This window comes from Cupriavidus basilensis (assembly GCF_000876015.1).
Taxonomy (GTDB): domain Bacteria; phylum Pseudomonadota; class Gammaproteobacteria; order Burkholderiales; family Burkholderiaceae; genus Cupriavidus; species Cupriavidus basilensis_B.
Genome location: NZ_BBQM01000007.1, coordinates 49,660 through 61,907 on the forward strand (window position 1 = coordinate 49,660; position 12,248 = coordinate 61,907).

Below are 12,248 nucleotides of genomic sequence, written 5' to 3' on the forward strand. Positions count from 1 at the left end.
TGCCCGCAAGCGGCCTGCGCATGCGGCGCAGGTGGCGCAGGTGGCGCACGGAGGGCGCGCCACGGGCTCAGTCGAGCACCTTGCCGCGCATGGCCTTGACCTGGCTGCGCTGGCTCTTGCCTTCGAGCCGCCGCATGCGCGAGCCGAAGGTGGGCCGCGTGGGGCGCCGCGCGCGCGGCGGCGTGGCCACGCTGCGCACCAGTTCGTGCAGGCGCCGCACGGCTTCCTCGCGGTTCATCTCCAGGCTGCGGTGCTGCTGCGCCTTGATCACCACCACGCCGTCGCGCGTGATGCGATGGTCATGCAATTGCAACAGGCGCGCCTTGTGGTCCTCGTCCAGCGACGCCGACGCGCGCACGTCGAAGCGCAGGTGGACCGCGTTGGAGACCTTGTTGATGTTCTGCCCGCCCGCGCCCTGCGCGCGGATCGCGGTGATCTCGTACTCGGTGTGGGGGATGACGGTTTCGCTCGACATCGGGCAATGATAGCAAGCGCGCCGGCCCGCCGTGGCGGGCGGCGCTGCCGGGGCCGGTCAGGCGACCGCCGCGAGCTTGACGATGTGCAGGCTGGCGCGGCCCTGGAGCACCTTGCCCAGCGCGGCGAGGGCCGCGCCGCGGCCGTGCTGCGCGAGCGCGTCCTCGTCGCGCCAGCGCTCCAGCATCACGAAGCGGCCGGCGTCGTCGAGGTCGCGGTGCAGCTCGTAGTATTCGCAGCCGGGCTCCAGCCGCACCTGCGCGACGGCTTCGCGCAGCGCCGCTTCGACCAGCTGCAGGTGGGCCGGCTCCGGCACGATGGTGGCGACCACCGCCACGGGCGGCTTGCGGGATTCGGTCATGCTGGCTCCTGTCGGTTAGGCAAAACCCCGATCATCCCCCAATCCGCGCCGGCCGGGAATGCGCCGGCGCGCAAAAGAGTTTCCCCGATCCGGCGCAAATGGCGCCGCCACCGATTGCCCGGCCGGCTAGTCGACCTGCGCGTTGGAGCGCTTCACCACCGCGGTCCATTTCTGGATCTCGCCGTTGACGAAGCGCGGCAGCTGCGCGGTGTCGAGCCTGGCGATCTCCAGCCCCTGCTCCGCCAGCTTCTTCTGCACGCCCGGTTCCTGCATCACCGCTTGCATCGCGCCGGCCAGCCGCTTGCGCACCTCGTCGTCCAGCCCGGCCGGGCCGGCGAGCATGAACCACGCGGTCAGGTCGAAGCCGGGATAGCCCGATTCCGCCACGGTCGGCACCTCGGGCGCGCTCACCGAGCGCTGCTGGCTGCTGACCGCCAGCGCGCGCAGCTTGTGGGCCTTGAGGTAAGGCAGCACCGCGACCGGGTGGTAGAACATGAAGTCGACCTGTCCGCCCAGCACCGCGGTCAGCGCCTGCCCGCCTTCCTTGAACGGCACGTGCGTCATGCTGATGCCGGCCATCGACTTGAGCAGCTCGCCGGCGAGATGGCCCGAGGTGCCGCTGCCGGCCGAGCCGAACGACAGCTTGTCCGGATTGGCGCGCGCGTAGGCCACCAGCTCGGCCAGCGTCTTGTACGGCGCGTCGGCGCGCACCACCAGCAGCGTGGGCGTGTAGCCGGGCATGGCCAGGTACGCGAAGTCCTTGCCCGGGTCGTACGGCAGGTTGCGGTAGAGCGCCTTGTTGATGGCCAGCGTGCCGACCGTGCCGAAGGTCAGCGTGTAGCCGTCGCCTCTGGACTTGGCCACGTAGTCGGTGCCGATGGCGCCGCCGGCGCCGGCCTTGTTCTCCACCACGAAGGGCTGGCCGAGCTTCTTCGCCATCGCCTCGCCGAGGATGCGCGCGGTGATGTCGGTCGAGGTGCCGCCGCCGAACGGCACCACCAGCCGCACCGGCCGCGACGGATAGTCCTGCGCCTGTGCTTGTGCCGGCGCTTGCACCAGCATGAAGCCGGCGGCGCAGCTCATGGCCAGCATCGCGGCCATCATGGTCTTTTTCATGTCTCCTCCTGTTTTTTTTGGCTTACCTGGAACCGGTCTGCGCCGCGCCGCGCGTTCGCGCCAGCGCGGCGCGCACTTCCTCGTTGTGCTCGCCCAGCAGCGGCGGCGCCATGACGTCGAGCGCGCGCTCGCCGTCGAACGACACCGGGCTGCGCACGGTCCTGAACTCGCCCAGCGTGGGATGGGTGCCCGTGACCAGCAATTGCAGGTGCCTGGCCTGCGGGTCTTCCAGCGCCTCGCTGGTGTCGTACATCGGCGCGTGCGGCACGTCCTCGGCCTGCAGCCGCTCGCACCATTGCGCGCGCGTGCGCTGGCGGAACAACTCGCCGAGCAGGTCGATCAGCGCCTGCTGGTTGGCGATGCGCTGCTCGCGCGTGGCGAAGCGCGCGTCGGTAAACAGCGCGGGCCGCTCGATCGCGTTGGCCAGCCCCTGCCAGAATTTCTCGGGCGAGGACATATGCAGCGCGATCCATTTGCCGTCCGCGCATGCCAGCACGTAGGACTGCGACACGCTGGGCCGGCTGTACGGCCCCATCACCTCGCCCGCCGCATAGTAGTGCGTGAAGGCGTCGAGGTTGAAGTGGCTCATCGCCTCCAGCATCGACACCTCGACCTTGCGGCCAACGCCGGTGCGGTTGCGCTCGTGCAGCGCGCCGAGGATGCCGTAGGCGGCGTAGAAGCCGGTCATCGCGTCGGCGATGGCGGGGCCGACCACGCGCGGGTTCTCCGGGTTGATGAGCAGGTTGAGGAAGCCGCTGGCCGCCTGCGCCACGGTGTCGTAGCTCGGTCGCGCGGCGGCCGGGCCGGTCGCGCCGAAGCCGCTGATGGCGCAGTAGATCAGGCGCGGGTTGAGCGCGCGCAGCCGTTCCTCGCCGGCGCCCAGGCGCTCGGCCGCGCCGGGGCGGAAGTTCTGGATGTAGACGTCGGCCTCGCGCACGAGGTCGTCGAACACGGCCAGGTCCTCGGCGTTCTTGGTGTTGAGCGTGATGCTGCGCTTGTTGCGGTTGTAGGTCTGGAAATGCGGGCTGTACAGGCCGCCCTTGAACGCGCGGAACGGGTCGCCCGTGTCCGGCTGCTCCAGCTTGATGACGTCGGCGCCGAGGTCGCCCAGCAGCATGCCGGCGGCGGGCCCGGTGATGAACGTGCCTTGCTCCAGGACTTTCACGCCCTGCAGAACCTTGATCATGGATGCTCCTTGCTCACGCTGATGTGCCGCTGCATGTGCGCGTTCACGCGCGCGGATCGAAACCCGCCGGCGCGGCGCCCGTGTAGACCACCTCGCGCGTGGCCTGGTACGACAGCGCGAAGCCGATCGACTGACGCAGCTCCTCGCTGAGATGGGCGATCAGCCCGCCGGTGCGCGCCAGGATCGGCACACCCTTGAGCGCGTTGAGCGGGAAGCCCACGCCGAGCAGCACGGCGGGAATCGCCGCCGAGACGTTGAGGCTCAGGTCCTTGCCGACGATGCCCGGAATCGCCGCCTCGACCGCCTCGGCGATGTCGATGTAGGTCAGGTCCGCGCCGGCCTCGCGCGCCACCGCGAACAGCGCCGCCACGCGCGGATCGCGCGCCTTGTGCAGCGGATGGCCGTAGCCGGGAATCGCGCGGCGGGCTTCGCGCCAGGCGGACACCACCGCGGCGGCGGCCTGTTCCCGCGTATCGCCGCCGGCGATGCGCGCGCGCACTTCCTCGAGCAGGTAGCCGGCGCTCTCGGACGCGCCGAGGATGACCGAGCCGCAACCGAGGATGCCCGCCGCCACCGCGCCCTGCAGCGCGTCGGGCGCGGCCGCCAGCGTCATGCGGCTGGCCTGCACGCTCGGCACCAGGCCATGCTCGGCGATGGCCACCAGCGTGGCGTCGACCACCTTGAGCGCGGCCGCGCCGGGCCGGTGGCCGGTGACGAGGAAGTAGAAGTATTCGGTGAAGCTGAGCTTGCCGATCAGGTCCTGGCACAGGTCCGCGCCGCGCACCACGATGGTCTCGGTGTTGGACGTGCTGATGCCGGTCTGCGGGATGGTTTCCTTGCCGATCTTCATGGTTGCGCTGTCTCCGTAGCTGGAATGGGCCGGGCGCGTGGCCGGGCCTCGTGTCGTGTATGGGCAGTCTATGGGCGGCGCGTCACAGATGGAAATGATGAATATCGATCCAAATGATCGATGGCATCTATGTAGAATGCGGCGCATGTCCCGCACTGATGGTGGAATGCCGTGGAACTCCGACACCTGCGCTACTTCGAGGCGCTCGCCGAGACGCTCAATTTCACGCGCGCGGCCGAGCGCATGCACGTCACGCAGTCGACGCTGTCGCACCAGATCCGGCAGCTGGAAGAAGAAGTGGGCCAGCCGCTGTTCGACCGCGCCGGCAAGCGCGTGTCGATCACCGAGGCCGGCGAGACGCTGCTGCTCCACATCGGCCCGGCGCTGCGGCAGGTGGACCACGCCATCCACGCCGTGCGCGGCGGCGAGGAGCCGCTGGTGGGCGAGGTCCGCATCGGCGCCACGCACAGCTTCAACATCCAGCTCATCCCGCAGTGCGTGGCGTCGTTTCTGAACCGCTATCCGGCCGTGCGCGTCATCGTGGAGGAGCTCAGCGCCGCCGACATCACGCGGCGCATCGTCGCCGGCGAGCTGGACCTGGGCGTGTCGTACCGGCCCGAGCAGAGCGAGGCGCTATGGTTCGAGCCGCTGTACAACGAGGAACTGAAGCTGGTGGTCGGCGAGCGCCACCCGCTGGCGGGCCGCCGGCGCGCGCGCATGGTGGAGCTGCACGGCATGCGCATGGTGCTGCTGCCGGCGTATTTCGCCACGCGGCAGCTGCTCGACGAGTGCTTTCGCGCGGCCGGGGCCGAGCCGCTGGTCATCGCCGAGCTCAACTCGATCGCGCCGATGCTGGAACTGGTGCGGCAGACCGACCTCGCCGCCGTGATCGGCGAAAGCGCCGACTCCGGCAACGAGCGCCTGCGCTTCATCCCGCTGGAAAGCCCCACGCCGCACCGCACGCCGGGCCTGCTGTGGAAGCGCGGCGCGCAGCGCGCCACGCCGGTGCGGTTCTTCGCCACCGCGGTGCGGCGCGCGGTGGCGCGGCTGGAGGGCGAGCGGGGCTGACGGCGCAGCCCCGGCCCGCACCCGGTCTCAGTCGATCTTCGCCCCACTCTGCGCGATCAGCTCGACGTCGAGCTTGCCTTCGTGCGCGGCGAACGCCTTGAACTCGGCCGGGGAGCGCGAGGGCGCGGCTTCCTCGCCGCGGCCGGCCAGCTGCTTTTGCAGCGCGGGCTCGATCAGCACCCTGGCCGAGGCGGCGAACAGGCGGTCCACGACGGCCTGCGGCGTGCCGGCCGGCGCGAACAGGCCGTACCAGTTGGAGAGGCTGTAGCCGGGCACGCCGGCTTCGGCGATGGTCGGGTAGCTCGGCATCACGGCCGAGCGCTTCGCCGAGGTGACGGCGAGCGGCACCACCTTGCCGGCATCGATCATCGGCTGCACCGAGGCCGGCGTGGCGAAGCTGACCTGCGCGTCGCCGGCGGCCACCGCCTGCGCGGACTGCGCGCCGCCCTTGTACGGGACGTGGGTCATGGTGACGCCGGCGAGCCGGGTGAAGTGCACGCCGGCGAGGTGCGTGATGACGCCGTTGCCGGACGACGAGTAGTTCAGCGAGCCCGGCTGCTGCTTCGCCTTCTGCACGAGCTCGGCGACGTTGCGGATGCCCGCGGTCTTGCCCGCCACCAGCAGCAGCGGCGCGGTGGTCAGCTGCGTGACCGGGATGAAGTCCGCCGGCGTGTAGCGCAGCTTCTTGTACAGCGCGTTGTCGCCGCCCATCAGGCTGGCGCCGCCGATGTACAGCGTGTAGCCGTCGGGCGGCGACTTGGCGGCGAAGTCGGCGGCGATGGTGGTGCCGGCGCCCGGGCGGTTGTCGATCAGCACGGGCTGCTTCAGCTCCTTGGCGAGCGCGTCGCCGTAGATGCGCGCGATGGTGTCGGCCGCGCCGCCGGGCGGAAAGCCGATGACGATGCGCAGCGGCCGGGACGGATAGGCGTCCTGGGCCGCCGCGGTGCCGGCGACGCCGGCGATGCTGAATGCGGCGGCGGCAAGCAGCCGGCTTGTGTGGCAAAGCATGATGTCTCCTCTTGGTTTTTTATGTCTTGCGATGCGCCGCCTCGGGCAGCGCGTACCGCGAACGCGCGGGCGGCTCGTGCCCGCGCGCGTCACCGCATGTCACCGCGCGCCGCCACGCGGGCGAACGCGCGGGCGGCACGTCTAGCGCCCGCGGAACGCGGGCCGCCGCTTCTCGGCAAAGGCCTGCCGCCCTTGCGCGTAGTCCTCGCTCGCCGCGGCGCCGTCGACCAGCGCCTGCACGGCGGCGTCCGTCATCGGGCCGTCGCCCGAGGCCAGGCTGTTGAGGATCGCCTTGGCGCCGCTGATCGACAGCGGCGCGTTGTCGGCCAGCACCGCGGCGGCCTGCCGGGTGCTGGCGAGGGCGTCTCCGGCGATGGCGTCGACGAGGCCGATGCGGTAGGCGTCGGCGGCGTCGAGCCGCTCGCCCGAGAACAGGATGTGCTTGGCGTTGGCCAGCCCGACCAGATGGAACAGGCGGCGCGTGCCCTTGATGCCGTAGACGATGGACAGGCGCGCCGCGGGAATCGCGAACTGCGCGGCGGGCACCGCGTGGCGGAAATCGCACGCCATCGCCACGTTGACCGCGCCGCCCATGCAGAAGCCGTTGATGGCGGCGATGGTCGGCTTCGATACCGCCTCGATGGCGTCGCAGCAGCCGTCCACGGCCTGCTCGTAGTCGGCCACCTGATGCTCGTTGGCGCGCACGGTGGCGAACTCGGCGATGTCGGCGCCGGCGCAGAAGCTGGCGCCGGTGCCGGTCAGCGCGATCACGCGCACGTCGTCGCGCGCGTCGAGTCCGGTCATGGCGCGGCCGAGCGCGCGCCACATCGCCAGCGTGAGCGAGTTGCGCTTCTCGGCGCGGTCGATGGCGACGATGGCGAGGCCGTCCTCGATCGTCAGCCGGAGGTGCGGATGGGGCCGCGGCAGCTCGGCGGCGCGCGGCGCGGCAGTTGCGGTTGCGGTTGCGGTGTGCATGCTGGTCTCCGTCGTCGTCAAAGGGCTGCCGCCTCGGCCGGCGAGGGCGCGCCGGCGGGAGCGGGCTCGCTTGCCTGGAACACCGCGCCGCTGGCCACCAGCCGCGCGATCTCCGCGTCGGAGAAATGGAAGTCGCGCAGCACCGCCGCGGTGTCCTGGCCCACGCGCGGCGGCGCGCCGGCGGCGATGTTCGTAGTGCCGTTGAACAGGATCGGCAGGCCGAGCGCGCGCGTGGTGCCGCCATCGGGCGCGTCCACGTCCACCACCATGCGCACCGCGCGCGACTGCTCGTGCTCGAGCGCCTGCCCGACGTCCTGCACCGGGCCGGCGGGAATGGCGGCGGCGTCGAAGCGCTCGAGCCAGGTGGCGAGCGTCCCGGTGGCGAGCACGGCCTCGATCAGCGTGGCGAGCGTCTTGCGGTTGGCCAGGCGCAGGTCGGGCGTGTCGAAGCGCGCGTCGTCCTTCCATTCGGGGTGGCCGAGGATGTCGGCGATGCGCTCCCAGTTGGCCTGGTTGGCGCCGCCGATGGCCACGCGCCCGTCCTGGCAGCGGTAGACCTGGTACGGCGCGATCAGCGGATGCGCGGTGCCCGACGGCTTGGGGACGATGCCGCGCGAGAAATAGCCGGCGGCGTACCAGTAGAGCTGCTGCATCGACGCCTGCAGCAGCGAGGTGTCCACGCGCTGGCCCTTGCCGGTGCGCAGGCGGTGGATGTAGGCGGCGAGGATGCCGACCGCCGCCAGCACGCCGGCGTTGACGTCGGCGATGGAGACGCCGGGCTTGACCGGCTCGCCGCCGTCCTCGCCGGTGACGCTGATGAGGCCGCTGAACGCCTGCAGGATCAGGTCGAAGCCGCCCTTCTTGGCGAGCGGGCCCTCGCGGCCGTATCCGGTGATGGAGCAGTAGATCAGCGCCGGATTCACTTCGCGCAGCACCTCGTAGCCGAGCCCGAGGCGCTCCATCACGCCCAGCCGGAAGTTCTCGGTGAGCACGTCGGCCTGCGCCACCATGCGCAGCAGCGCGGCCTTGCCTTGCTCGGACTTGACGTTGATGCCGATCGAGCGCTTGCCGCGGTTGAGCATCATGAACGAGGGCGGCAGGCCGCTGTCGCCTTCGCGGCGGTAGTTGCGCGCGTCGTCGCCGCCCGGGAATTTCTCGACCTTGTAGACCTCGGCGCCCATGTCCGCCAGCATCAGCCCGCAGGTCGGCCCCGCCATGATCTGGGACAGCTCAAGGACCTTGACGCCCCGCAGCGGCTGCTCGAATGCCTCGCCGGCGTGGTCCGCCGCGTGCGCGTGGTTCGCTTCGTTCATCTCCACCTTCCTCGTTCATTTGCGATGGCCGGCTCGGGCACGGATGCCGGCGGCCTCTGGTACGCACCAGTATAAGAACGCCGTCGCTCGCAAAAAAATATGGAATGTGGATGGGTCAATAGGAAATTACGATGGATGCGCCGACGGCGAATCCGCTGCCGGCGCATCCGCCGCCGATGAGCGCGGTGCCGGCGGACGCGCCGTCAGCGGCGAGCCCGGCAGCGCCTGCGTGCCCTTCCACGCGCCCGAGGCCAGCAGCCGGCCCACGATGGCGATCACGGTGGCGCGCACCACCTCGGCCGCGCGGCTCAGCGGCAGCACGTCCGACACGCACAGCGAGATCTCGCGGTCCAGCCGGTAGCCGGAGATCGGCAGCGTGGCGATGCGCGTCTGGCGCGACACCTCGTCCGACAGCGCCGACCACGGCAGCACGGTCCAGCCCAGGTCCGCCGCGACCAGGCGGATCAGCATGTCGGTGGCGCTGATCTCGCTGACCAGGCGGTACTTCAGGCGCTTCTGCAGCAGCGCGGCGTCCACGCGCTGGCGGATCGTGCTCGGCGCGCTCGGCAGGATCAGCGGGCTGTCGGCGAGCTCCCGGAGCTTGAGCGCCTGCCGCTCGCCGGCGGCGGCCTGCGGCAGCACGGCGTAGAGCGCCTCGGTGAACAGCGGCGTGATCTGCGCGCCGCGCCGGGGCTGGGCGTCCACGGTGACGGCGATGTCCAGCTTGCCGGCGGCGACGAGGTCGACCAGCTCCGCGCTGGGCCGCTCCACGATCTCCAGCAGGATCGCGCCGTTGGCGAGGATCTCGCGCAGCAGCGGCTCGGCCAGCATCTTGCCGGTGCTGCCGGGAATGCCGATGGCGGTGCGGCCGGTCGGATGCAGCGCCTCCTGCGACACCGCCTGGCGCACGTCTTCCTGCTGCCGCAGCAGCGACTTGGCGTAGCCGTACAGCACTTCGCCGGGGCTGGTCAGGCGCGCGCCGTAGACGCCGCGGTCGAGCAGCCGCGTGCCGAACTCCGCCTCCAGGTTGGCGATCTGCTGGCTCAGCGCGGGCTGGGCGATGCACAGCACCTCGGAGGCGCGCGTCATGTTGCCCAGCTCGGCGATCTTGACGAAGTATTTCAACTGCTTGAATTCCATCCCGCGCTTGCCCTCCCGATCCGCCGCCGCGCCCGCCGGCGGCGGGGCATTCGATAAGAATAAGCGATGGAGCAATACCGATTCAATATTTTTACTCGATTGAAGTCCTCCCTATACTTGATGCCACAAAAAGGGAGCCTTGCCAAAGAGGCGACGCCCGGCGCGAGCGCGCGGCCGGCCGATATTCGACGGAGACAAACGATGACTGCAAGACTGGATAGCGCCCTCGCCGCGGCGCCGCCCCTGCTCGCCCCGGGAGGCTCGCAGCGGCGCGTGATCCTGGCCTCGTCCCTCGGGACCATGTTCGAGTGGTACGACTTCTTCCTGGCCGGCTCCCTCGCGGTGCAGATCTCTGCCAACATCTTTTCCGGCGTCAACCCGACCGCGGCGTTCATCTTCACGCTGCTGAGCTTCGCCGCGGGCTTCGCGGTGCGCCCGTTCGGCGCGCTGGTGTTCGGGCGCGTCGGCGACCTCGTCGGGCGCAAGTACACCTTCATGATGACCATCGCGCTGATGGGCGTGGCCACCTTCGCCATCGGGCTGCTGCCGGGCTACGGCAGCATCGGCATCGCCGCGCCGATCCTGTTCGTCGCCATGCGCATGCTGCAGGGCCTGGCGCTCGGCGGCGAGTACGGCGGCGCCGTGGTGTACGTGGCCGAGCACGCGGGCAACCACGAGCGCGGCGGCAAGACCGCGTGGATCCAGGCCACCGCCGCGCTGGGCCTGCTGCTGTCGCTGGCCGTCATCCTGCCCACGCGCTATTTCCTCGGCGAGGAAAGCTTCACGGCGTGGGGCTGGCGCGTGCCGTTCCTGGTCTCGCTGCTGCTGTTGCTGGTGTCGCTGCGCATCCGCATGAAGCTGCACGAGTCGCCGGAGTTCGAGCACATGAAGCGCGAAGGCACCACCTCCAAGGCGCCGATCTCCGAGGCGTTCGGGCAGTGGCGCAACCTGCGACTGGTGCTGCTGGCGCTGTTCGGCATCGTCATGGGGCAGGCGGTGGTCTGGTACGCCAGCCAGTTCTACACCATGTTCTTCCTCACCCAGACGCTGAAGGTGGACGGCGGCACCGCCAACCTGCTCATCATCGTCGCCACCATCGTGACCACGCCGTTCTACGTGATCTTCGGCAAGCTGTCGGACCACATCGGGCGCAAGCCGGTGTTCCTGGCCGGCTGCCTGCTGGCGGCGCTGTTCTTCTTCCCGCTGTTCAAGGCGCTGACCCACTACGCCAACCCGGCGCTGGAGCGCTCGCAGCAGTCGGCGCCGATCGCGGTGCAGGCCGACCCGGCGCAATGCAGCTTCCAGTTCAACCCGGCCGGCACCTCGGAGTTCAAGAGCTCGTGCGACATCGCCCGCGCCGCCATCGCCAAGGCCGGGCTCAACTACATGTCCGAGACGCTGCCGGCCGGGCAGCCCGCGCGCATCGTGGTGGGCCGCACCACCATCGAGAGCTTCGAGGGCGGCGGCCCGGACGCCGCGGCCCGCACCAAGGCGCTCAACGCCGCGGTCGGCGCGGCGCTCAGCGCGAACGGCTACCACGTCGGCCCGGCCGACCCGGCCCAGATCAACAAGCCGATGACGGTGCTGGTGCTGATCACGCTGATGCTGTTCGGCACCATGACCTACGGGCCGATCGCGGCGATGCTGGTGGAGCTGTTCCCGTCGCGCATCCGCTACACCGCGATGTCGCTGCCGTACCACATCGGCATCGGCTGGTTCGGCGGCTTCCTGCCGGCCACCACCTTCGCGATTTCCGCCGCGGTCGGCGACATCTACGCGGGCCTCTGGTACCCGGTTGCGCTGGCCGTGGCATGCTTCGTCATCTGCGCGGTGTTCGTGCGGGAAAGCAAGGGTGTCAACATCTATTCGGCGGGCGAGCAGCGCGCGGCGCGCTGACGCCGGCCCTTACATCGAGGCCATCATGCAGTTTGCACAATCCAGCGGCGCCAGGCTCTACGTCGAGTCCACCGGCACCGGCACGCCGATCGTGTTCGTCCACGAATTCGCCGGCGACTACCGCAACTGGGACGACCAGGTCCGCTTCTTCGGCCGGCACTTCCGCTGCGTCACGTTCAACGCGCGCGGCTATCCGCCGTCCGAGGTGCCCGGTGACGTGGCGCAATACAGCCAGGCGCTCGCGGTCGAGGACATCGCCAGCGTGCTGCGCTGGGCCGGCGTGGAGAACGCGCACATCGTCGGCGTGTCGATGGGCGGCTACGCGACGCTCAATTTCGGCCTGACCCATCCCGGCATGGCGCGCTCGCTCACCATCGTCGGCGCCGGCCACGGCTCCGATCCCGAGCGCCACGCGCAGTTCCTGCGCGACAGCGGCGAGCTGGCCGAGCGGCTGGTCGGCCTGGGCATGGAAGAAGGCATCGTGCACTACGCCAACAGCACCATCCGGCGCCGCTTCAAGGAGAAGGACCCGCGCGGCTTCGCCAGCTTCAACCGCCAGTTCGCCGAGCATTCGGCGCTGGGCTCGTCGCTGACCACGCGCGGCTGCCAGATGCGCCGGCCCACCATCTACGAGCTCGGCGAGCGCATGGCGCAGCTCGACGTCCCCACGCTGATCGTCACCGGCGACGACGACGAGCCGTGCATCGCGCCGTCCCTGTTCATGAAGCGCACGATTCCCGACGCGCGCCTGTGGATCGTGCCGCGCACCACGCACGCGGTCAATCTCGAGGAGCCCGAGGCCTTCAACCGGGTGGTGTTCGACTTCATCGCGGCGGTCGACCGCGAGCGCCAGGAGTAACG

The 12,248-nt window shown here is 70.4% G+C and carries 12 protein-coding genes; 3 read left to right on the top strand and 9 right to left on the bottom strand.

All coding sequences use genetic code 11. The annotated features are described in order from the left end of the window. Positions 1-67: 67 nt before the first annotated feature. The 5 genes from arfB to KF708C_RS04580 form a co-directional block, all read right to left on the bottom strand. Complete coding sequence (arfB, locus tag KF708C_RS04560; RefSeq protein WP_020200403.1) at positions 68-475, bottom strand: alternative ribosome rescue aminoacyl-tRNA hydrolase ArfB; 408 nt, start codon at positions 473-475, stop codon at positions 68-70. A gap of 57 nt (positions 476-532) precedes the next feature. Further along, positions 533-835, bottom strand: a complete 303-nt coding sequence (locus KF708C_RS04565; protein WP_020200404.1) for a putative quinol monooxygenase — start codon at positions 833-835, stop codon at positions 533-535. 126 nt (positions 836-961) lie between these two features. Continuing rightward, the gene (locus tag KF708C_RS04570) at positions 962-1,951 is read right to left on the bottom strand and encodes a Bug family tripartite tricarboxylate transporter substrate binding protein (RefSeq protein ID WP_059410890.1); all 990 of its coding nucleotides are present in this window, start codon (positions 1,949-1,951) and stop codon (positions 962-964) included. Positions 1,952-1,973: 22 nt separating this feature from the next. After that, a complete protein-coding gene (locus KF708C_RS04575; RefSeq protein ID WP_059410891.1) occupies positions 1,974-3,137 on the bottom strand; it encodes a CaiB/BaiF CoA transferase family protein in 1,164 nt (387 codons plus the stop codon). A 43-nt stretch (positions 3,138-3,180) separates the two neighbouring features. Then, positions 3,181-3,987, bottom strand: a complete 807-nt coding sequence (locus tag KF708C_RS04580) for a citryl-CoA lyase (protein ID WP_059410892.1) — start codon at positions 3,985-3,987, stop codon at positions 3,181-3,183. A gap of 171 nt (positions 3,988-4,158) precedes the next feature. Here KF708C_RS04580 and KF708C_RS04585 point away from each other — a divergent pair, with 171 nt between their 5' ends. Then, complete coding sequence (locus KF708C_RS04585; RefSeq protein ID WP_020200409.1) at positions 4,159-5,055, top strand: LysR substrate-binding domain-containing protein; 897 nt, start codon at positions 4,159-4,161, stop codon at positions 5,053-5,055. Positions 5,056-5,082: 27 nt separating this feature from the next. Here the strand turns inward: KF708C_RS04585 and KF708C_RS04590 are convergent, their stop codons facing one another. The 4 genes from KF708C_RS04590 to KF708C_RS04605 all read right to left on the bottom strand — a co-directional run bounded on the left by KF708C_RS04590 (position 5,083) and on the right by KF708C_RS04605 (position 9,491). Next, the gene (locus tag KF708C_RS04590; protein WP_020200410.1) at positions 5,083-6,063 is read right to left on the bottom strand and encodes a Bug family tripartite tricarboxylate transporter substrate binding protein; all 981 of its coding nucleotides are present in this window, start codon (positions 6,061-6,063) and stop codon (positions 5,083-5,085) included. A 141-nt stretch (positions 6,064-6,204) separates the two neighbouring features. Beyond that, entirely contained in the window at positions 6,205-7,038 is an 834-nt protein-coding gene (locus KF708C_RS04595) for an enoyl-CoA hydratase-related protein (protein ID WP_020200411.1), read from the bottom strand. A gap of 17 nt (positions 7,039-7,055) precedes the next feature. Then, the gene (locus KF708C_RS04600; protein ID WP_059410893.1) at positions 7,056-8,351 is read right to left on the bottom strand and encodes a CaiB/BaiF CoA transferase family protein; all 1,296 of its coding nucleotides are present in this window, start codon (positions 8,349-8,351) and stop codon (positions 7,056-7,058) included. 126 nt (positions 8,352-8,477) lie between these two features. Further along, complete coding sequence (locus KF708C_RS04605) at positions 8,478-9,491, bottom strand: LysR substrate-binding domain-containing protein (protein WP_059410894.1); 1,014 nt, start codon at positions 9,489-9,491, stop codon at positions 8,478-8,480. 201 nt (positions 9,492-9,692) lie between these two features. Here KF708C_RS04605 and KF708C_RS04610 point away from each other — a divergent pair, with 201 nt between their 5' ends. Next, on the top strand, positions 9,693-11,387 hold the full coding sequence (locus KF708C_RS04610; RefSeq protein ID WP_052165761.1) for an MFS transporter: 1,695 nt from the start codon (positions 9,693-9,695) through the stop codon (positions 11,385-11,387). A gap of 25 nt (positions 11,388-11,412) precedes the next feature. Continuing rightward, positions 11,413-12,246, top strand: coding sequence for an alpha/beta fold hydrolase (locus KF708C_RS04615; RefSeq protein ID WP_020200415.1), 834 nt, complete (start codon positions 11,413-11,415; stop codon positions 12,244-12,246). The last annotated feature ends 2 nt before the right edge of the window (positions 12,247-12,248 follow it).